A 20266-nucleotide genomic window follows, 5' to 3' on the forward strand; every position below is an offset into this window, starting at 1 on the left:
GGAATGGCGAATGATAAAATTATTGTAAAGGGCGCGCGTGCCCATAACCTGAAAAATATTGACGTCACCATTCCGCGGGACCAGCTCGTGGTGGTGACGGGATTGTCCGGTTCCGGCAAGTCCTCATTGGCATTTGATACGATTTATGCGGAAGGGCAGCGCCGCTATGTGGAATCGCTGTCCGCATATGCCCGCCAGTTTCTCGGCCAGATGGATAAACCGGATGTGGATACGATTGAAGGATTGTCTCCGGCCATTTCCATCGACCAGAAGACGACGAGCCGCAACCCGCGTTCCACAGTTGGAACGGTGACGGAGATTTATGATTACCTCCGTCTATTATTTGCGCGCGTTGGCACGCCAATCTGCCCGATCCACGGTGTGGAGATTACATCACAGACAGTTGAGCAGATGGTGGACCGCATTTTGGAGTATCCGGAGCGCACGAAGCTGCAGGTGCTCGCCCCGATCATTTCCGGGCGCAAAGGCACGCACGTCAAGACGCTGGATGATATTAAAAAGCAGGGCTATGTCCGTGTCCGCATTGATGGCGAGATGCGCGAGCTGTCCGATGATATCCAGCTGGATAAGAATAAGAAGCACAATATTGAAGTTGTGGTGGACCGCATTGTAGTGAAGGAGGGCATTGCCTCCCGCCTGGCGGATTCTCTGGAGACAGCGCTCCGCCTTGGCGAAGGCCGCGTCCTCATCGATGTGATGGGGGAAGAAGAGCTGTTATTCAGCGAGCACCATTCCTGCCCGCATTGCGGCTTTTCCATCGGAGAGCTGGAGCCGCGCATGTTCTCCTTCAACAGCCCCTTTGGCGCTTGCCCGTCCTGTGACGGTCTTGGCTCCAAGCTGGAGGTGGACTATGAGCTGGTTGTGCCGAATCCGGATTTGACGCTCCGCAATCATGCGATGGCGCCGTGGGAGCCGACAAGTTCGCAATATTACCCGCAAATGCTGGAGGCGCTGTGCAACCATTACGGCATTGATATGGATGTGCCGGTGAAGGACCTGCCCAAGCACCAGCTGGATAAGGTGCTGTACGGAAGCGGCGATGAGCGCATCTACTTCCGCTATGTGAACGACTTCGGCCAGCTGAAGGAAGGCGACATTCTGTTTGAGGGCGTCATCCCGAATGTGGACCGCCGTTACCGGGAAACGAGCTCGGACTATATCCGCGAACAGATGGAAAAGTATATGGCGGAGCAGCCGTGCCCGAAATGCAAAGGGGCGCGCTTGAAGCCGGAATCGCTGGCTGTGTTTGTAGGGGACCAAACGATTGCTGATGTCACGAAACTGTCTGTCGTGGACGCACATGAGTTCTTCCATACCGTATCACTGACGGAGAAGCAGCGGACCATTGCGAATATGATTTTGCGGGAAATCCGCGAGCGCCTGACGTTCCTGATTAATGTCGGCCTCGATTATCTGACGCTGAACCGGGCGGCGGGAACTCTGTCCGGCGGCGAAGCGCAGCGCATCCGGCTGGCCACGCAGATCGGCTCCCGTCTGACCGGGGTGCTGTACATCCTGGACGAGCCGTCCATTGGCCTGCATCAGCGCGACAACGACCGCCTCATTCAAACGCTGCAGGACATGCGTGATCTTGGCAATACGCTTATTGTTGTTGAGCACGATGAGGACACCATGATGGCAGCGGACTATCTCATTGATATCGGTCCGGGCGCCGGCATCCACGGCGGCGAGGTGGTCTCAGCCGGCACGCCGGAGGAGGTCATGAACGATGAGAACTCGCTCACCGGGCAATATTTGTCCGGCAAGAAGTTCATTCCGGTCCCTGTGGAGCGCCGCAAGGGCGACGGCCGCAAAATTGAGGTCATCGGGGCGAAGGAGAACAACCTGAAGAATGTCAAAATGAGCTTTCCGCTCGGCACCTTTGTGGCGGTAACCGGTGTCTCCGGCTCCGGCAAGAGCACATTGGTGAACGAAGTGCTGTATAAAACAGTGGCCCAGAAGCTGTATAATGCGAAAAGCAAGCCGGGCGCGCACCGTGACATCAAGGGGCTGGAGCATCTGGATAAGGTCATTGACATCGACCAGTCGCCAATCGGCCGCACGCCGCGATCCAATCCGGCGACCTATACAGGCGTATTTGATGATATCCGCGATGTATTCGCGCAGACAAATGAAGCGAAGGTGCGCGGCTATCAGAAGGGCCGCTTCAGCTTCAATGTGAAGGGCGGCCGCTGTGAAGCCTGCCGCGGCGACGGCATCATCAAGATTGAGATGCATTTCCTGCCGGATGTATATGTGCCGTGTGAAGTATGCCATGGCAAGCGTTATAATCGCGAGACACTCGAAGTAAGATATAAGGACAAGAATATTTCGGAAGTATTGGATATGACGATTGAGGATGCACTGTCTTTCTTTGAAAATATCCCGAAAATCCGGCGCAAGCTGCAGACGCTGGCGGATGTCGGCCTCGATTACATGCAGCTCGGCCAGCCGGCCACAACGCTTTCGGGAGGGGAAGCGCAGCGTGTGAAGCTTGCTTCCGAATTGCACCGCCGCTCCAGCGGACGGACGCTGTATATCCTGGATGAGCCGACGACCGGCTTGCATGTGGACGACATTGCCCGCCTGCTGAAGGTGCTGCAGCGCCTCGTGGACAACGGAGATACCGTGCTGGTCATTGAGCATAACCTGGATGTCATCAAGGCGGCCGACTATATCATTGACCTTGGTCCGGAGGGCGGCTTTAAGGGCGGCCAAATCATTGCGTCCGGCACGCCGGAAGAGGTTGTGAAAGAAGAAAAATCGTATACCGCCAAGTATCTGAAAACCGTGCTTGAGCGCGACAAAGCGCGCATGCAGCAACGGGTGGCAGAGCTGGCAAAGTAGGAAGCCGGGCTCCAGGGCATACTGGGGCCGCTTGTACATCAGAGAGGGGAATGGCCTTGCATTCGACAAAACGCTTGGTGGCAGCCGGCTGTTATTTCAGCGTGCTGTTTGCGCCGTTTTTGTTTCCGGTTGTTGTCTGCTTCGCGCTGCCTGATGCGGAGGTCAAGTGGCACGCGAAGCGCGCGCTGATTTCACATCTCATCCCCTATGGGAGTCTGGCGGGGCTGATTGTCGTATGGATGTCTGCCCCGGAAGGCGCCGTCATGGCAGCGGGCACATTCGTTGTTCTGCTTATTATGTTCCTGTTATCACTTATTTCTTACATTTGGAATCTAGTTAAGGGTGTGCAGCTGCTGATGAAATTATAAGAAAGGATGTTTCGCCTATGAGATGGATTCTCTCCATCCTGCTGAACGGCCTTGTTCTCATTGTCGTGGCGGGCTTGATGAAGATTCTTGTGCCGGACTCGTTTTATATTGCCAACATCGGCACGGCCATTGTGGCCAGCGTCATTCTCTCGCTCTTGAATGTGTTTGTGAAGCCGCTGCTGATTCTGGTGACATTGCCCATCACGGTTGTGACATTTGGCTTTTTCCTGGTGGTCATCAATGCCATCACGCTGAAGATGGCCGATGCCATTCTTGGAAGCTCCTTTGACATTCAAGGCTTTGGCGCAGCCGTTGCCGCGGCCATCGGAATCTCTGTTTTCAACATGCTGATTGACCGGGCCATACTCCGCCCGCTGTCAGAGCGGAAGGAGTAGCCTTGCTGACCTTGCCCTGCTGCGGCAGGGTTTTTTTGTCCGCATCGGGGTGCCTGAAATCCTTAGGATACATTTCGACTTTTCTACAAAAAGTGTTAGAATAGGAAACGTATACTTACAACGGAGGTGCACCATGCCGAAAGTCCGCACGAAAGACTTGATTGAACAATTTCAGATGGAGCTGATCAGCGGTGAGGAAGGCATTCACCGCCCGATCCGGACGAGCGACCTGTCGCGGCCCGGGATTGAGATGGCCGGCTTCTTCACATATTACCCGGCAGAGCGGGTGCAGCTGCTTGGCAAAACAGAGCTTACCTTCTTCTCCACCCTGGAGGAGGACCAGCGCCGCGACCGGATGATGGCGCTTTGTACGCCGGACACGCCGTGCATTATTGTCACACGGGGCGAGGACGTGCCGCCTGAGCTGCTGGAGGCCTCCAGGCTGACGGGTGTGCCGCTGCTTTGCTCCAATCAGAAAACAACACGCCTGTCCAGCCGCCTGACCAACTATCTGGAAAGCAAGCTGGCGCCGACCACCGCCATCCATGGCGTATTGGTCGACATTTATGGTGTGGGTGTGCTGATTACAGGCTCCAGCGGCGTCGGGAAAAGTGAAACAGCGCTTGAGCTGGTGAAGCGCGGCCACCGTCTTGTTGCGGATGACAGTGTGGAAATCCGGCAGGAAGACGAGGATACGCTGGTTGGAAGCTCGCCTGAGCTGATTGAGCACCTTCTGGAGATCCGGGGCTTGGGCATCATCAATGTGATGACGCTGTTTGGCGCGGGAGCTGTGCGCAATCATAAGCGCCTGTCGCTCGTTATTCATCTGGAGCTGTGGGATCAGAAGAAAAACTATGACCGGCTTGGCCTTGATGAAGAAAAGATGCGCATCATTGATACCGATATTACAAAAATCACCTTGCCGGTGCGGCCTGGACGAAACCTGGCTGTCATCATCGAGGTGGCGGCGATGAACTTCCGCCTGAAGCGCATGGGCGTCAATGCGGCCCAGCAATTCTCCGAGCGGCTGATGAACGCCATTGAGGTTGGCAAAGAAGAGTAAGAGAGAGGGAGTAAAGGGATGCTGCTAGGATCTGTTCCGCATTTGGACCGCGTCTTCGTGCAGCTCGGGCCTTTCTCCATTTACTGGTATGGCGTCATCATCGGCACAGGCGTATTGCTTGCGCTGCTGCTGGCTGTACGAGAGGGAGAGAGACGGGGCGTTCCGAAAGACACATTTGTTGATGTTGTATTATTTGCTGTACCAATCGCCATTTTATGCGCGCGCACCTACTATGTCATTTTTGAATGGAGCTATTACAGCGCGCATCCAGACCAGATTATTAACATCCGCCAAGGCGGTTTGGCCATTCACGGCGGCTTGATCGGCGCCATTGCCACAGGGATTGTATTCGCCAGACGCCGCGGGCTGTCGTTTTGGAAGCTGGTGGATATCGCCGCGCCGAGCATTCTGCTTGGACAGGCCATCGGCCGCTGGGGGAATTTTATGAACCAGGAGGCATACGGCGGGGAAGTATCGCGTAGCTTCTTAGAGAGCTTGCACCTGCCTGGCTTCATTATTAACCAGATGTACATTGAAGGCGCGTACCATCATCCGACCTTCCTGTATGAGTCTCTTTGGAGCTTTACAGGAGTGGTCCTGCTGCTCCTGCTCCGGAGAGCGAACCTGCGCCGCGGGGAGCTGTTTTTCACGTATTTGATTTGGTATTCCATTGGCCGGTTCTTTGTAGAAGGCCTACGCACGGACAGCCTGATGCTCGGGCCGCTGCGGATTGCCCAGGTCATCTCCATTGTGCTGATTGTCGGCTCCATCATCGGCATCATCATCCGCCGGAAAATGGGATATGCGAACAAGCGGTATTTAGAAGGATAAGCGCCCGGACAGGCGCTTTCCGTATTTGGAGGGGGAGAAGCTTGTGGGGATGCTGAAAAGAGGCCTGTTGGCCGGTTTGAAAACAACATGGGTGCTCGGCAAAGTGATTTTCCCGATTACCCTGCTGGTCACGATTTTAAAGTACACGCCGGTGCTGCCGTGGCTGACAAAGGTCATTGCGCCGCTGATGGGCTGGCTCGGCTTGCCGGGTGATGCCGCCATTGCCCTGGTCTTCGGCTTTTTTGTCAATTTGTACGCGGCAATCGGGGTGATGCTGTCGCTGACCTTGACGGTAAAAGAAGTGTTCATTCTGGCAGTGATGCTGTCATTCGCCCATAACCTGTTGGTGGAATCCACCGTCGCAACACGGGTGGGCATCAAAACCTCTGTGGTGCTTGGCGTCCGGCTCGGGCTTGCGTTTGCTTCCGCCGTGGTCATCAGCCTGTTCTGGAAGGGCGGCGGTGACATTGCCAAGTACACCCTGCTTCCGGCAAAGGGCGTGCAGCCGCATGGCTGGCTGGAGATTGCGTGGCAGGGAATCCACACCGCCGTATTCGGCATCCTGCAGCTCGCCATGATCGTGCTGCCGCTGATGATTGTGATGCAGGTGTTGAAGGAAGTTGGCTTCCTGGATGTGTTCTCCCGCTGGCTGGCGCCGGTCACCCGCGTGCTCGGCATGAAGGAGAATACCGCCACCACGATGACGGCCGGGCTCATTATTGGTTTGGCCTACGGAGCAGGCGTGATGATTCAGGCTGTGAAGGATGACGGTGTTTCAAAAAAGGACCTGACACTTGCCTTCATTTTTCTGGTGGCCTGCCATGCTGTAATCGAGGATACGCTCATCTTTGCACCGCTTGGCATTCCGGTGCTGCCGCTTCTGCTGATCCGTTTGGTGACGGCATTCGTGCTCACCATGATCGTGGCGTTTGTTTGGAAACGACTAGAACGAAAGGAAGTCCATGATGAAGATCAATACCATACTGTTTGACCTGGATGGCACACTCATTAATACAAACGAACTGATTATTTCTTCATTTCTGCATACGCTGAACCACTATTATCCGAACCGCTATAAGCGCGAGGATGTGCTGCCGTTCATCGGCCCGTCGCTGCGGGAGACCTTTACCGAAATTGACAGCACCCGGGTGGACGAAATGATTCAGCGCTACCGCGACTTCAACCATTTGAACCACGACCTGCTGGTGGAGGAATACGAGTCCGTATACGATACGGTGAAGGAGCTGAAGCAGCGCGGCTATAAGCTCGGCATCGTAACGACGAAGGCGCGCCGCACGGTGGAGATGGGGCTGCAGCTGACAAAGCTGGATGGGTTTTTCGAAGTGATTGTCACAATTGACGACGTCGAGTTTGTCAAGCCGCATCCGGAGCCGCTGGAAAAAGCGCTGCAGCAGCTGGGCGCAAAGCCGGAGGAAGCACTGATGGTCGGCGACAACCATCATGATGTGATGGGCGGCAAAAATGCCGGCACCAAAACAGCGGGTGTGGCCTGGTCGATTAAAGGAAGAGCGTATCTGGAAAGCTATCAGCCGGATTACATGCTGGACCGCATGAGCGACCTGCTTGACATGCTGTAAGGAGAATCGGCATGAGACGGACGACACGCTATCCGGTTTCCGGACCGAACTCCCTTTGGCAGCTCTATCAGACTGTCTCCTTCTGGAAGGTCTTGAAAAATGTAATGGTCATTCAAGTGGCGCGCTACACCCCGTTTCTTGGGGTGAAGAACTGGATGTACCGCACCTTCCTGCGCATGGAGGTCGGGGAGCAGACCTCCTTCGCGCTGATGGTGATGCCGGACATTATGTTCCCGGAGAACATCAAGGTGGGCCGCAATACGGTTATCGGCTATAATACAACGATTCTGGCCCATGAGTATCTCATTCGGGAGTACCGTCTTGGCGAGGTGGAAATTGGCGATGAGGTCATGATAGGCGCGAACTCCACCATTCTGCCGGGAGTCACCATCGGCGACGGGGCCATTGTTTCCGCCGCCACGCTGGTGCATAAGGACGTGCCGGCCGGCGCCTTTGCCGGAGGCAACCCGATGCGCATCATCTATACGAAAGAAGAGATGGAGCAGCGCAAGAAAGAGGAACTCGCCTGAAACGGCGGGTTTCTTTTTCTATGTGCGCCGTTCTTCAGCCGCAAAACTAAAAAATTTTCTTCTTTTATACTGAAAAAACCAAAACTGACATATAATAAACTGTTTTGTTTTCATTCGTATCGTTTATACTTATAGTTGGACATATATAGACATTCGTTAAAGATTGTACAAATGGAGGATGTATGGGGAAAAATCAGAACATGCGAGAAGACAAAGGACAAGTCATCACCTTCCACCAGTCCGGCCGCTTCTTTTACGAAAAAGGAATGCGGGCGCTGCGCCGGCATGATGTAGACGAGGCCATCCGCTATCTGCAGCGTGCCGCTGAAATTGAACCGGAGCCGTTCATTCTGTGCGAACTCGCGGCGGCTCTGGCGGAAGCGGGCAGCTACCATGAATCCAACCAGGTGCTGCAGGATGTGCTGCGGGCGCACCCGAAAATGGAAGAGTGCTATTTCTATATGGCGGACAACTACGCAAACCTTGGTTTGTTTTATCAGGCGAAAAAATATGCGCGGCAGTACTTGGATGTAACGAAGCAAGAGGAGTATGTGGAAGACGCGCTGGAGCTGCTGGATATAATTGCCGAGGAGGAGAGCGGCGATGAAATTGAGGGCGAGGATGAGCTGATTCTGCTGCAGGAGCGCGCCAATGCGCACATCCGGAACGGACAGCTGGAGGAAGCGGTGTTCATCCTGCACTCCATCATCAAGCAATACCCGGAATTCTGGGCCGCCTACAACAACTTGGCCATCGTGCGCTTTCAGCTGGGTGACGTCAAGGACGCGCTGCGCATTGCCGAGGAGGTGCTGGAACGGAATCCCGGCAACCTGCACGCGCTGTGCAACAGCCTCATTTTCCTGTACTCCATCGGCGAAATCGAGCAGGTGAACAAGCTCGCCGCCGGCCTGGAGCATGTGTATCCGATGATGGTGGAGCAGCGCTTTAAGCTTGGCACCACGCTGGCAACCATCGGCCGCTACGAGGACGCCTACCGCTGGCTGAAGCTGCTGAAGCGGTACGGCTATGAAGGTGATTTCAGCTTCTACTATTGGCTTGCCTACACGGCATACAAGACGGGGGATCAGGCGACTGCCGACAAGGTATGGAAGCAGGTTGTGGAGATGTACCCGGACCGGGCAGGAAAGGAGCCGTGGCATCTGGCAGAGGAGCATCATGAGGATGCCCATCTGCTGCTGAAGCACTTGGAGGATGCCTTCGAAGGCGAACAGAGCTTGGAAGGAAAGCTGATGGGGCTGTATTTCATCAATAAAGTGGATCTGCCGGAACGGATCGGGCTGCTGTTTGCCTATATTCAGCAGGAGGAGCCGGTGCTGTCGCAAATGGCGCGCTATCTGTTCCTCGAAGCAAGCGGCAAGCAGGTGCCGAAGGAGCTGCAGGAATTCCGCAACTGCGTGGAGGCGGCTGAGGCGCTGTACAACCGCAATGAACCGGATCAATTTGTCGAGGATTGCCTCTGGCTGCTGTTTAAGGTCTTTGCAGACTCTTATCAGCATCAATCCTTTAAGAATGCCGCCGGCTGGGCTGCCGCGGTGGAATATATTACCCGCAGCACACAGAAGCGAAACATGACACAGGCAGAGATTGGACACATATATAATATATCGATTTCAACCTTGCGCAAGTATGTGCAGACGGTCAAGCAGCTAGGCAGATGATTGGGAAAACTGCGGGCCGGACAGTATAATGGACATAATGCGACAAGGGATAAGGAGTGATTTGTTGTGTCTGAAGAAAAAATTTATGATGTTGTGATTATTGGCGCCGGGCCGGCGGGAATGACGGCTGCGCTCTATACATCACGTGCGAATATGACTACGCTCATGATCGAGCGGGGCATTCCGGGCGGGCAGATGGCCAACACGGAAGAGGTGGAAAACTATCCGGGCTATGACCACATTCTCGGACCGGACCTTTCCAACAAAATGTTCGAGCATGCGAAGAAATTCGGCGCCGAGTATGCATACGGCGATGTGAAAGAAATTGTGGACGGCAAGGAATACAAAACGATTGTTGCCGGCAAGAAGCAATACAAGACACGCTCCATCATTATCGCGAGCGGTGCGGAATATAAGAAGGTCGGCGTTCCCGGCGAGAAGGAGCTTGGCGGCCGCGGCGTATCCTACTGTGCGGTTTGCGACGGCGCCTTCTTTAAAGGAAAAGAGCTCGTGGTTGTCGGCGGCGGCGACTCCGCGGTGGAGGAAGGCGTATATCTGACGCGCTTTGCGTCCAAGGTGACGATTGTCCATCGCCGCGACAAGCTGCGCGCGCAGAAGATTCTGCAGGACCGGGCGTTCCAGAATGAAAAAATTGAGTTCATCTGGAACAGCACAGTCAAGCAGATCAATGAAGAGGGCGGCAAGGTGGGCAGCGTAACGCTGACAGATGTCAACACAGGCGAAGACCGCGAATTCAAAACGGACGGCGTCTTCATCTATATCGGCATGCTGCCATTGTCCAAGCCGTTCGTGGCGCTTGGCATTACGAACGAGAATGGCTATATTGAAACAAATGACCGTATGGAAACACGGGTGGAAGGCATTTTCGCCGCCGGTGACGTGCGTGAGAAGACGCTGCGCCAAATCGTTACGGCAACCGGCGACGGCAGCATCGCAGCCCAGAACGCGCAGCACTATGTGGAAGAACTGAAGGAAGAGCTGAAGGCCCCACAACAGTAACATATTGGTAACTGTTTCTTTATCTCCCTGTAACCGGATTGCAATGGAAATCGGGTATGATAGAAGCAGTTGACCCCCTTATTTTATATAAGGACTGGAGAGAGCACAGGAACTGCGACCTGTGCTCTTTTTTTCTGTCAGGCTGCCCTTTGGCATTCCGGAAAACTTTTCAGATTATTCAATTTTATGCTATGCCCGCTTCGTTGTGGCAGCGATAAAATAATAGTATAATGAAGGGAAACTACAGAGCAAAAAATGCAACTGAGGCCCTGCACGGGGCCGCGGAGAAATAGCTGGGGTGAAAAGATGCAGCGGGTGACAAACTGCGTATTGCTGAAAGAGAATGAAGTGCTGTTGCTCCAAAAGCCGCGCCGCAACTGGTGGGTCGCGCCGGGCGGCAAGATGGAGCTCGGAGAAACCGTGCGTGAAGCGGTGGTGCGGGAATACCGCGAAGAAACAGGTATTTACTTGAAAAATCCTTCCTTAAAGGGTGTCTTCACATTTGTTATACAAGAAAACGAAAAAGTCGTTTCAGAATGGATGATGTTCTCCTTCCTGGCGACAGACTATACAGGAGAGAACCAAGAGGAGTGCGAAGAAGGCATCCTCCGGTGGCAGCGGGTGGGGGACATCGGCAATTTGGCGATGGCTCCCGGTGATTATCACATTATTGACTATCTCATAAAGGGAAGCGGCATCATCTATGGAACCTTTATTTATACACCTGATTTTGAGTTGATTTCCTATCGCTTAGACCCAAGCTGAACGGAGGAAGGGAGGAAGGCAAGATGCAAAAGAATGATATTAAAATGGTGATTGTGACAGGGATGTCCGGCGCGGGAAAAACGGTTGCCCTGCAAAGCTTTGAGGATCTGGGCTATTTCTGTGTGGATAATCTGCCGCCGGCGCTGCTGCCGAAGTTTGTGGAGCTTATGTCCGAATCCGCCAACAAGATGGATAAGGTGGCGCTCGGCATCGACCTGCGCGGCCGCGAGTTTTTCGACCATCTGTGGGAGGCGCTGGATGACCTGACAGAGCGCACATGGGTCATTCCCAACATTTTATTTTTGGATGCGAGGGACAGCGCCCTCGTCACCCGGTATAAGGAAACCCGCCGTTCCCATCCATTGGCGCCGACAGGGCTTCCGCTGAAGGGCATTGAACTGGAGCGGGAGCTGCTTGGCGACATGAAGGTGCGGGCGAATATGGTGATTGATACAACGGATCTGAAGCCGAAGGAGCTGCGGGAAAAGATTGCCAAGCTGTTTTCATCCCATGAACAGGAGACGTTCCGGGTGAACGTCATGTCCTTTGGCTTCAAATACGGCGTGCCGATTGACGCGGATTTGATGTTTGATGTGCGTTTCCTGCCGAATCCGTTCTATATCCCGTCCATGAAGCCGTTGACCGGATTGGATGAAGAAGTATCTTCCTATGTGCTGAAATTTAATGAAACACATAAGTTTTTGGAAAAGCTGACAGACTTGATCTCGTTCATGCTGCCGCACTACAAGCGGGAGGGGAAAAGCCAGCTCGTCATCGCAATCGGCTGTACCGGCGGACAGCACCGGTCCGTTACCATTGCAGAGTATTTGACGAAGCATTTCGCCAAAGAATTCCAGACACATGTGTCCCACCGTGATGTCGAGAAGAGAAAGGGTCATTGATACATGGATAAAGGCAAAAAAGCGAAGATTGTCATCATCGGCGGAGGGACCGGCTTGTCCGTGCTCCTCCGGGGATTAAAGAAGCACCCGGTTGACATCACCGCCATTGTCACAGTCGCAGACGACGGAGGCAGCTCCGGCCGTCTGCGCGATGAAATGGATATCCCGCCGCCAGGGGATGTGCGCAATGTGCTCGTGGCACTTTCGGATGTGGAGCCGCTTGTGGAAGCGCTGCTGCAGCACCGGTTTACGGCGGGTGACGGCCTGACCGGCCATGCGCTTGGCAACCTGCTGCTGGCGGGCATGACCTCCATAACGGGTGACTTTTTTCACGCCATTACAGAAATGAGCAAGGTATTGAATGTGCGCGGCCGTGTTCTCCCTGCCGCCAATCAAAGCGTTGTGCTCCATGCTGAATTCGAGGATGGCCAGGTGATTACCGGCGAATCAAAAATTCCGTATTCCGGCAAACGGATCAAGCGGGTGTTCCTGACACCGGAGCATGTGGAGCCCCTGCGTGAAGCCATCAATGAAATCCGGCGTGCCGACCTCATTGTCTGCGGGCCTGGCAGCCTGTACACCAGCATTCTGCCAAACCTGCTCGTGAAGAAGATCGGGGCCGCAGTGGTGAAGGCGAAAGCCAAGAAGGTGTATGTATGCAACGTGATGACGCAAGCGGGCGAAACCATGGGATATGCCGCGAGCGACCACATTCAGGCGCTGCACGACCACCTCGGATCCTCCTTTATTGATACAGTCATTGTGAATAACGGAGAAATTCCGGGGTATCTGCTCGAGCGCTATCAAGGTGAGATGTCCACTCCTGTCGTATGTGACAGGGAACGTTTACAGGAAATGGGCGTTGCCATCATCGAGGATGCTATTGCAAAATATAACGATGATGTAGTGCGCCATGACACAACAAAATTATCAGCCATTTTGGCATCGCTTTTATAGGATTTGAATGAGGAGGTGAGAGAGATGTCTTTCGCATCAGAAACAAAAAAGGAGTTAACGAACCTGGAAATTAAGGACTGCTGTGTGAAGGCAGAGCTGTCAGCGCTCATCCGCATGAACGGGTCCCTTTCATTCTCCAACCGTCACATGATTGTCGATATTCAAACGGAAAATGCGGCGATTGCCCGCCGTATTTATACATTGTTGAAGAAAAGCTATGAGGTTACGGTGGAGCTGCTGGTCCGAAAGAAAATGCGTTTGAAAAAGAACAATGTGTACATTGTGCGGCTTGTGGAGAAGGCCAAGGAGGTTCTGGAGGATCTGCGCATCATCGAAGAGGGATTTTCCCTGCTTCGAACGATTTCCCGTGATTTGATCAAGAAGAAATGCTGCAAGCGCTCCTATTTGCGCGGTGCATTCTTAGCCGGCGGTTCGGTGAACAATCCGGAGACATCTTCTTATCACCTGGAAGTGTTCTCGCTCTATCAAGAGCATAATGACTCCATCTGTGAGCTTATGAATGAGTTCGATTTAAACAGCAAAACATTGGAGCGCCGTAAAGGGTACATCACGTATTTGAAGGAAGCGGAGAAAATCACCGAATTCCTGAACATCATCGGGGCGCATAATGCGCTGCTGCGGTTTGAGGATATCCGCATTGTGCGCGACATGCGCAACTCCGTGAACCGTCTGGTCAACTGCGAGACCGCAAACCTCAACAAAACCATCGGTGCCGCGCTCCGGCAGATTGAGAACATCAAGTACATTGACCGTACAGTCGGATTGGATATTTTGCCGGCGAAGCTGCGGGAAATTGCCGAGCTGCGGATTAACTACGAGGATGTAACGCTGAAGGAGCTGGGCGAAATGGTGTCCGGCGGGGCCATCAGCAAATCCGGCATCAACCATCGTCTGCGAAAAATTGATGAGATTGCAGAGAAATTGCGGGCAGGCGAGATGAGCATACAGAAATAGTGGAAAAAAGGGAAGGGAGAGATGTGCAGTGGTGCAAAAGGAAGTGGAGGTTGGCTTGAAATACGGGCTGCAGGCACGCCCGGCCGCATTGTTTGTGCAGGAAGCAAATCGCTTCCAGTCAGATGTTTTCATTGAGAAGGATGGCCGCAAGGTGAATGCGAAAAGCATCATGGGCCTCATGAGTCTGGCTGTCGGCGCCAACGCTGTGATCACAATTATTGCGGAAGGGCATGACGAGCAGGAGGCGCTTGAAGTGCTGACGAATTATGTGCAGAAGGAACAATAACAAATAAGCTTGAGAATAGAACCGGCTGTATGCACAGCCGGTTCTATTCGTGCTGCTCTTTATCTCTCTGTACGAATTCCCTTGAATATCCGTATGGTTTGCTCCAATTCACGCTGCTTGCGTTCAATATCAGCTTGGAGCACATGGGCTACAGCCTGCTCCAGACGCTTCTGTACTTGCTCTTCCTGAAAAATCTTCTGCGCCTCCTGCAACAGGGCCGACACAACCAATCGGTTCAGTTCCTCATCCGGCAGGGGCTGCGGTATGCTCAGCAGCTGCAGGGGCAGCTGGAATTGCAAGGCCTCGATCTGGAGCACATCATTTGCCCCTTGGTCTGCTTTCTCCTCGGTATAGACCGGTGTTGTCTGATTCATGGTCAGCAGCTGTGCAAAGTCATATTGGAGCACTTGTGAAAGCCGGGTTATGGTCTGCAGCGTGGGCTGGCGCAGGCCATTCTCAATCATGGATATTGCGCTCTGTGATAAATTTGTTTCATTGGCAACCTCAGTCATAGTGAGCCCGAGTTCTTTTCGGCGTTCCTTTATCCTCTGTCCCAGAGCTATATATTTCTCAGTAATATCACTCACGATAGAACCTCCTTCAGTTCGTTATTACATCTATTATAACCCAACTTTTTGTGAAATTAATATAGTTTTATACCTTTTAAAATAAAATTGGTGAAAATATCACAAGAGCTATTTACAAGTTATTTACAAACTGCTATATTTAATAAAGTAAGGTAATTTCCGTTACAGGAGGTGCTCCGATGACACAAGCAAGGGAGATTCAGGAGCTGTACCCGCATCATTATGCAGAAGTAGGTATTTCCTTTTTGGGTTTTGTATTGGGCGGCCGTGTTGTAGAAGCGTTTGTGGAAGCGGCGGCCAGCAGTGATAGAAGCAAAGGAATTGTAGAAGCATTAAATGGCTCGCAGGCGGGATTTTTGCAGGCGCTGCGTTCCACGATCCGCAGGGAAGAAATGGAACAGCTGCAATGCGGAGTGTATTCCAAGCAGCATGACGCTTCGGCCAATCCTGTTTTTTATGTATCGTTGCAGTTCAAGGATGAGAAGGAAACGGTTCTTCTTGGAGAATCCTTTTTCCGTCCTTGTGCAGCAATGACAGAAGAGGAATTGTTGGGAAATGCGCAGATTGTAGAAGCCCTTCTCCATGCCTTGGCAAAGTTCAAAACTGCCATGGTATGCGCCGCAACGGTGGAGGAGGTGGTTCAAGTCCTGGAGGAGCAGACAGAATGGGATACAAATGAGGATGCTGTGGACGGGGCCTTTGAGGACGAGGAGCTGCAAGCGGAGGAGGAAGACAAGATGAGTGAGTTGTTTTGGAAGGAAACGGTAAGGGAAGCGGAAGCGGCGCCTGAACAGGCAGTGCAGGCGGCGGAAGCAGAGTCAGATACATACGGAGAACAGGACATTCCGGAGGCCGAAACGGCCGATGCGCTGGAGCAGCTGAACGATTTGGTGCTGGAATTATATAAGAAGTCCAGTGGGGAAGACCGGCAGCTGATTAAGCGATTGCGCGCGGACTTGTTTGAAATTGAGGCGGCAATTGATTTGGGAGAAGATGCTCCGCTTAAAGCATTCCAGTTTCATCAGCAGGCGCTTTCCCTCCAATTCCATACAGTAGAGGAGCTGCAGCTGCAGATCAGGATTGCGCAGCAGTCATTGGCATTGCTGACCAATGAAAATATGTAACTACGAAAAGAGGTAAGCGCATGATTATTGATGGCATTGATTTATCACATCACTACATCATTTTGGACGCAAGTGCATTGATGGATAAAAAGTTTCAGCGCTTCTTACGAACAAAGCTGGTGGAAAGCTATAATGAGACGCTGCGGAGCAAGCAGGAGAAGGACTTTCGGATTTTCATTCCGGAAGCGGTCCTGATGGAAATGGAACGGATCAGCAAGCGCCCGGGATCTGTGAATCTGCAAAGGCGCACAGATGCGCTGGACGGCATTGAAATGGCAAAAAGCCTGGCGAAGGCCAACTATGCCGAGATGATGCGCTCTGATTATACCGGCACCATCCGCGGCTTCAACGATGTTTCACTGTTAAGTATTTTCGTAGAACTGCGCCGGCATACCCACGTCGCGCTTTTGACAAATGACCGCGGCTTGGCAACGGATGTAATGAACCTCAATCTCTTGAAATCTGTTGAGTCCAAGTTTGCGGTGAAAGCATTGCAGGTAAATTGGACGACTGGCCAATTAAAAGAATGGATTTTGGATCCTGAGCGCAGGGAGGCCAAACGCTTCCCGTCCGAAGTCTTGAGATGATAGGAGATGCCTATGAAAACCACATTTTCAATTGAAGCGAATGGGCAGGAGCTGCTGCTCGTTGACCACTATTTCTTCTATGATTTGCTCAATCCGGCATACACGGAAGCACAGCGCAAGCAAGTCATGCGTGCCATCAAGGACTTCGTGCCGCAGCATATCGCAGACGCCCGCAAAGTGAACAGCCAGTACCGGCTGTTTATCGGCAAGTATGCCATTAACACCTTGAAGCTGACGCCCGATGATTCCTTAAAGCGGATTGTGAATGCTTATCTGGATTATTTTATGGATTACGTGGAAACGGCATCCTTCTTCGATGAGGGAAGAGACCCTGAGCCCGATGACATTGTCAAGCATGAGCTGGAGTTCTACCGCAATCTTCTCAAGTCCGCCAATGAAAATCAGCGCGCAGTGCTGCTGACAAGTGAACAAAATGCGGCACAATGGGCGGACCGCCTCATAGATATTGGCTTGGCCAAGGTGATCAGCTTCTCTCCTGAGCACGGCTTTGTCGAATACAAGAAGGTCGAGCCGAAGGAAGGCGACGTTGTATACTGTGACGGAGTGGCGCTGACGCTGCAGCAGCGTATTGGCGACGGTGGAGAAGCGGATGTATTTGAGCTTGTTCCCGGCAAGCTGGCCAAGGTGTACAAAACCGGCAACAAGCAAGGAACACCCCTGCCGAACTGCTTTAAGTTCCAAGAGGAAATGCGCCAGCGCAATGAACGGTTAAGTGTGCTTTTACATGATCCGGGCTATCAGTTGAACGACCGCTACATCATCCTGCCGCAGCATAAGCTGACAGACCAGCACGGCAACCTGGTGGGCATCGTGATGGAGAAGGCAGAAGGAATTGTCCTGTCAGATATCATCACCAAAAATCAGTATCCATTTGAAAGCTTCAAACGTTCCGATCTTTTGACAATTGCCAAAAAAATCATTATTAAGTTTAAGAAATTGCATACCCATGGCATTATCATGGGCGATATTAACTTGAAAAATATCCTGGTTGACGCGAAGAGCCCGGACAATATCAAGATTTATATCATTGACCTGGACAGCTGCCAGATCGAGGGCTTCCCCTCTACCTTTGAACAGCCGGAATTTACGGATCCGGTTTGGCTGGAGCAGCGTGAGAAGCATGGATTTGTCCCGCGGACCATTGAGAATGAGTATTTCACTCTCATGCTGCTGCTGTTCATGATTCTCTTTAAAAACGCGCATCCGTATACGCATCCGACAGGCCAAAGCTTGGAGGACAGTACGCGCAAGCGTCTGTATCCGTACAAAATTAAAGAAAAAGACATTGAATTCATCCAGCGGGAGTTTGGTGTCCAGGTTGCCGTGGACCGGAACCGCAATGAGAAGAAGGCGCCGTCCTTGTCCAACTATACACACTCACACTTGCCGCGGTATATCAAGTGTCTGTTCTATGTAACGTTTGCCAAGCAGGGGCATGACTTCAGGCCGTCCACCACACATATGATGAAGGCGATTGAGCATTATCTTTCCTATCTGGAGAAAAATCCGGAAAGCGATAAGATTATTTATGATAATTTTGCAATTGCCAAGGAGGAGCGCGTTCATTTCAAATGCTCCTGCAAGAGCTGCCAGAAGCCGTACTATTATCATTACGGCAAGGTGCTGACCCATTTTCAGACAAGTGATCCATACCTGTATTGCAATGAGTGCATCAGCTTGTACGATACACATGTCAAAAAGATGCTTACGGACGAGAGCCTGCCTGAGAAAGAACGCTTGGCGATGAAGGCGGAGTGGGAATCAACATTGAACAAGCAGAATGTAGAGGCGCTGCTCCGTGCGTTTTTCTCCAGTTCTCCCAAGCATCAGGAGGCTAAGGCAAAGTTTGACGCGATGGCAGCAGCGCGCGGGGGCGGCCCGTCCCAACCGCCGAAGCCACAGCCACAGCCGCAGCCAAGGCCGCAACGGGCGCAGCAACCGCAGCAGCAGGGCGGCTTCATCAGCCAATTGCTAAAAAAAGTTTTGGGCAACTGACAAGCCCAGTATAAAAGGAGTGGTATTCTATGTCGTTGATGCAAAAATTGGAGCGTATTCAGAAGAAGAAAACAAACCTGCGTGACCGCTTGGGGGCAAAGCTCCCCATCTGCATTTTGGTGGACACGAGCAGTTCCATGAACGCGCACGATAACATTACTCGTTTAAATGAAGGCTTGGGCATCTATCGCCAGCAGCTGTTGGATGATCCGAAGACATGTGACCACATTGAGATCGCCATCGTAGAATTTGGCAACGGAGACACCCGTTTGGCTGTGGACTTTGCAGATTTGCGCGAGCAGCACTTCCCTGTGTTCTACGCGGATGGCATTACGCCTCTTTGTGAAGCCATTGAAAAAGGAATTGAAGCGCTGGATGAGCAACTGAGCATCTACTCCAGTGAAGGGATCATCTGCCACCCGCCGCATATGATCATCATGACAGACGGCGATCCAACGCTTAGCGACCGCGTGGATGAAGAGGGATACGGTATTCCGCTGCAAAACACAGACCAAGAGTTCCTGGATACGTTTAAGAAATTCAATCGCTTTAAAGAGGATAAGGGACTTGTGTCCATTACGATCAGCATTGGGGACAACATTGAAAATTCCTTCTTCCTTGAGCAATTCGCTTCTTCACCGGAGAATGTCCTGAAAATGGCTGACAAGGAAAACATCGTGGAGTTCTTTAAGCTGCTGAGCCGCAGCACCTCTGTGCTGACACGCGGTGTGCCGAATCCTGGAAATAAGCTGGACTTGGTGAGCGACGACAGCAAAGGTGTTGTGTCGCCTTGGAACCAAATCCGCCGAAGCTGACTAGGGGGGTGCCCGGCATTGGTCGGGCATCCTTGTTTGCTCTGGAATTCCCGTATATATTTTAATAGTCTGGAGGAGAATGTATGTCCACATTTCTGGAGAGAATTGACCGCCAAAAAATGAAAATTGCAAGCTTGGTAGACCGCCGCAGCAAGAAAATTCCGTTTGTGATTTTAGTTGATGTCAGTGGTTCCATGAGTGCAAACGATAATATATCCAAGGTGAACCGCGGCCTGCGGGCATTTTATGATGTCCTGCTCGAGGATTCCAAGGTTTGCGAAAGTCTGGATCTCTCCATCATCGCATTCGGCGGGGAAGAGCGCGTGCAGCTTGCTGTTGATTTCAATGATATCCGCAAACAGGAGCTCCCTGTGTTTGAAGCATACGGAAATACCCCGCTGTGTACAGCTATTGTAACAGCTCTGGACAATATTGAAGACCAAATTGATGCCTATCAGGCAGTCGGGATTGTCAACACGAAGCCGATTATGCTGATTATGACAGATGGCGAACCTTCCCGTTATGAATATGTTGAATTGTATGAAAATGGGGAAGAATACTTAGAGGCAGATCCGCTGCGAAAAACGGACAAAGAGTTTTTGGAGGCGAAAGCAAAGTTTGACCGTTTCCATAAGATGACCGGCATGGATGTGCATATTGTTGCATTGGGAGATCAAGTGAAGGATCTGTATTTCCTGCAGCAATTTGCTACAGGCCCAAACAGCATCAAGCGTTTGGAGGATACAGACATTCTCGCATTCTTCAAGCACTTGACGGTAACGGTCGGCTCTCTTCCGGCAGCCTACGATGCCAATCCCAATCATAAGAACCCATTCGAGGTCTTGGATGTATTTGAGGGGTTCAAGAAGCCGGGAAAGAAGCAGCTGTAAGCTGGAACTA

General features: G+C 52.2%; 21 protein-coding genes. 20 read left to right on the forward strand and 1 reads right to left on the reverse strand.

Annotated features, from left to right (window positions below; genetic code table 11):
• Nucleotides 1-3: 3 nt before the first annotated feature.
• The 15 genes from uvrA (at nucleotide 4) to NK662_RS19075 (ending at nucleotide 14237) form a co-directional block, all read left to right on the forward strand.
• On the forward strand, nucleotides 4-2868 hold the full coding sequence (gene uvrA / locus NK662_RS19005; RefSeq protein WP_254760531.1) for an excinuclease ABC subunit UvrA: 2865 nt from the start codon (nucleotides 4-6) through the stop codon (nucleotides 2866-2868).
• Between the two features lie 56 nt (nucleotides 2869-2924).
• Nucleotides 2925-3236: a hypothetical protein gene (locus NK662_RS19010; protein ID WP_254760532.1), complete on the forward strand. Its 312-nt coding sequence runs from the start codon at nucleotides 2925-2927 to the stop codon at nucleotides 3234-3236.
• 17 nt (nucleotides 3237-3253) lie between these two features.
• Entirely contained in the window at nucleotides 3254-3631 is a 378-nt protein-coding gene (locus NK662_RS19015; protein WP_254760533.1) for a phage holin family protein, read from the forward strand.
• A gap of 133 nt (nucleotides 3632-3764) precedes the next feature.
• Nucleotides 3765-4694, forward strand: coding sequence for an HPr(Ser) kinase/phosphatase (gene hprK, locus NK662_RS19020; protein ID WP_254760534.1), 930 nt, complete (start codon nucleotides 3765-3767; stop codon nucleotides 4692-4694).
• A gap of 18 nt (nucleotides 4695-4712) precedes the next feature.
• The gene (gene lgt, locus NK662_RS19025) at nucleotides 4713-5525 is read left to right on the forward strand and encodes a prolipoprotein diacylglyceryl transferase (RefSeq protein WP_254760535.1); all 813 of its coding nucleotides are present in this window, start codon (nucleotides 4713-4715) and stop codon (nucleotides 5523-5525) included.
• A 49-nt stretch (nucleotides 5526-5574) separates the two neighbouring features.
• A complete protein-coding gene (locus tag NK662_RS19030; protein ID WP_254760620.1) occupies nucleotides 5575-6516 on the forward strand; it encodes a nucleoside recognition domain-containing protein in 942 nt (313 codons plus the stop codon).
• Nucleotides 6491-7123, forward strand: coding sequence for a pyrophosphatase PpaX (gene ppaX / locus NK662_RS19035; protein ID WP_254760536.1), 633 nt, complete (start codon nucleotides 6491-6493; stop codon nucleotides 7121-7123). Before NK662_RS19030 ends, ppaX begins: the two co-directional genes overlap by 26 nt.
• Before the next feature lie 11 nt (nucleotides 7124-7134).
• Nucleotides 7135-7653, forward strand: a complete 519-nt coding sequence (locus tag NK662_RS19040) for an acyltransferase (protein ID WP_254760537.1) — start codon at nucleotides 7135-7137, stop codon at nucleotides 7651-7653.
• 182 nt (nucleotides 7654-7835) lie between these two features.
• Complete coding sequence (locus NK662_RS19045) at nucleotides 7836-9332, forward strand: tetratricopeptide repeat protein (protein ID WP_254760538.1); 1497 nt, start codon at nucleotides 7836-7838, stop codon at nucleotides 9330-9332.
• A 66-nt stretch (nucleotides 9333-9398) separates the two neighbouring features.
• Nucleotides 9399-10352, forward strand: coding sequence for a thioredoxin-disulfide reductase (gene trxB / locus NK662_RS19050; RefSeq protein ID WP_254760539.1), 954 nt, complete (start codon nucleotides 9399-9401; stop codon nucleotides 10350-10352).
• A gap of 306 nt (nucleotides 10353-10658) precedes the next feature.
• The gene (locus tag NK662_RS19055) at nucleotides 10659-11117 is read left to right on the forward strand and encodes an NUDIX hydrolase (RefSeq protein ID WP_254760540.1); all 459 of its coding nucleotides are present in this window, start codon (nucleotides 10659-10661) and stop codon (nucleotides 11115-11117) included.
• A gap of 23 nt (nucleotides 11118-11140) precedes the next feature.
• The gene (gene rapZ, locus NK662_RS19060; protein ID WP_254760541.1) at nucleotides 11141-12019 is read left to right on the forward strand and encodes an RNase adapter RapZ; all 879 of its coding nucleotides are present in this window, start codon (nucleotides 11141-11143) and stop codon (nucleotides 12017-12019) included.
• A gap of 3 nt (nucleotides 12020-12022) precedes the next feature.
• Complete coding sequence (locus tag NK662_RS19065) at nucleotides 12023-12976, forward strand: gluconeogenesis factor YvcK family protein (protein ID WP_254760542.1); 954 nt, start codon at nucleotides 12023-12025, stop codon at nucleotides 12974-12976.
• Nucleotides 12977-13000: 24 nt separating this feature from the next.
• Entirely contained in the window at nucleotides 13001-13951 is a 951-nt protein-coding gene (gene whiA, locus NK662_RS19070) for a DNA-binding protein WhiA (protein ID WP_254760543.1), read from the forward strand.
• A gap of 28 nt (nucleotides 13952-13979) precedes the next feature.
• Nucleotides 13980-14237 (forward strand): HPr family phosphocarrier protein, encoded by a 258-nt coding sequence (locus NK662_RS19075; protein WP_254760545.1) that lies wholly within the window; start codon nucleotides 13980-13982, stop codon nucleotides 14235-14237.
• Between the two features lie 59 nt (nucleotides 14238-14296).
• On the opposite strand, the gene NK662_RS19080 is transcribed toward NK662_RS19075, so the two are convergent.
• On the reverse strand, nucleotides 14297-14824 hold the full coding sequence (locus NK662_RS19080) for a helix-turn-helix domain-containing protein (protein ID WP_254760547.1): 528 nt from the start codon (nucleotides 14822-14824) through the stop codon (nucleotides 14297-14299).
• 179 nt (nucleotides 14825-15003) lie between these two features.
• Here NK662_RS19080 and NK662_RS19085 point away from each other — a divergent pair, with 179 nt between their 5' ends.
• From NK662_RS19085 to NK662_RS19105, 5 genes are all read left to right on the forward strand, one after another.
• The gene (locus tag NK662_RS19085) at nucleotides 15004-15948 is read left to right on the forward strand and encodes a hypothetical protein (protein WP_254760548.1); all 945 of its coding nucleotides are present in this window, start codon (nucleotides 15004-15006) and stop codon (nucleotides 15946-15948) included.
• A 20-nt stretch (nucleotides 15949-15968) separates the two neighbouring features.
• Complete coding sequence (locus tag NK662_RS19090; protein ID WP_254760550.1) at nucleotides 15969-16535, forward strand: PIN domain-containing protein; 567 nt, start codon at nucleotides 15969-15971, stop codon at nucleotides 16533-16535.
• A gap of 12 nt (nucleotides 16536-16547) precedes the next feature.
• Nucleotides 16548-18551 (forward strand): lipopolysaccharide kinase InaA family protein, encoded by a 2004-nt coding sequence (locus NK662_RS19095; protein WP_254760551.1) that lies wholly within the window; start codon nucleotides 16548-16550, stop codon nucleotides 18549-18551.
• 29 nt (nucleotides 18552-18580) lie between these two features.
• Nucleotides 18581-19366: a vWA domain-containing protein gene (locus tag NK662_RS19100; RefSeq protein WP_254760553.1), complete on the forward strand. Its 786-nt coding sequence runs from the start codon at nucleotides 18581-18583 to the stop codon at nucleotides 19364-19366.
• 83 nt (nucleotides 19367-19449) lie between these two features.
• Nucleotides 19450-20256 carry a vWA domain-containing protein gene (locus tag NK662_RS19105; protein ID WP_254760554.1) on the forward strand — a complete coding sequence of 269 codons (807 nt, stop codon included), beginning with the start codon at nucleotides 19450-19452 and terminating at the stop codon, nucleotides 20254-20256.
• The last annotated feature ends 10 nt before the right edge of the window (nucleotides 20257-20266 follow it).

The sequence above is a fragment of the Ectobacillus ponti genome, assembly GCF_024294785.1.
GTDB lineage: Bacteria > Bacillota > Bacilli > Bacillales > Bacillaceae_G > Ectobacillus > Ectobacillus ponti.

Coding starts and splice junctions, on each gene's coding strand:
- uvrA (WP_254760531.1), top strand. CDS start 4: ATGGCGAATGATAAAATTATTGTAAAGGGCGCGCGTGCCCATAACCTG.
- NK662_RS19055 (WP_254760540.1), top strand. CDS start 10,659: ATGCAGCGGGTGACAAACTGCGTATTGCTGAAAGAGAATGAAGTGCTG.
- rapZ (WP_254760541.1), top strand. CDS start 11,141: ATGCAAAAGAATGATATTAAAATGGTGATTGTGACAGGGATGTCCGGC.
- NK662_RS19065 (WP_254760542.1), top strand. CDS start 12,023: ATGGATAAAGGCAAAAAAGCGAAGATTGTCATCATCGGCGGAGGGACC.
- NK662_RS19040 (WP_254760537.1), top strand. CDS start 7,135: ATGAGACGGACGACACGCTATCCGGTTTCCGGACCGAACTCCCTTTGG.
- lgt (WP_254760535.1), top strand. CDS start 4,713: ATGCTGCTAGGATCTGTTCCGCATTTGGACCGCGTCTTCGTGCAGCTC.
- whiA (WP_254760543.1), top strand. CDS start 13,001: ATGTCTTTCGCATCAGAAACAAAAAAGGAGTTAACGAACCTGGAAATT.
- NK662_RS19095 (WP_254760551.1), top strand. CDS start 16,548: ATGAAAACCACATTTTCAATTGAAGCGAATGGGCAGGAGCTGCTGCTC.
- NK662_RS19105 (WP_254760554.1), top strand. CDS start 19,450: ATGTCCACATTTCTGGAGAGAATTGACCGCCAAAAAATGAAAATTGCA.
- NK662_RS19085 (WP_254760548.1), top strand. CDS start 15,004: ATGACACAAGCAAGGGAGATTCAGGAGCTGTACCCGCATCATTATGCA.
- NK662_RS19100 (WP_254760553.1), top strand. CDS start 18,581: ATGTCGTTGATGCAAAAATTGGAGCGTATTCAGAAGAAGAAAACAAAC.
- hprK (WP_254760534.1), top strand. CDS start 3,765: ATGCCGAAAGTCCGCACGAAAGACTTGATTGAACAATTTCAGATGGAG.
- NK662_RS19015 (WP_254760533.1), top strand. CDS start 3,254: ATGAGATGGATTCTCTCCATCCTGCTGAACGGCCTTGTTCTCATTGTC.
- NK662_RS19045 (WP_254760538.1), top strand. CDS start 7,836: ATGGGGAAAAATCAGAACATGCGAGAAGACAAAGGACAAGTCATCACC.
- NK662_RS19030 (WP_254760620.1), top strand. CDS start 5,575: ATGCTGAAAAGAGGCCTGTTGGCCGGTTTGAAAACAACATGGGTGCTC.
- ppaX (WP_254760536.1), top strand. CDS start 6,491: ATGAAGATCAATACCATACTGTTTGACCTGGATGGCACACTCATTAAT.
- NK662_RS19090 (WP_254760550.1), top strand. CDS start 15,969: ATGATTATTGATGGCATTGATTTATCACATCACTACATCATTTTGGAC.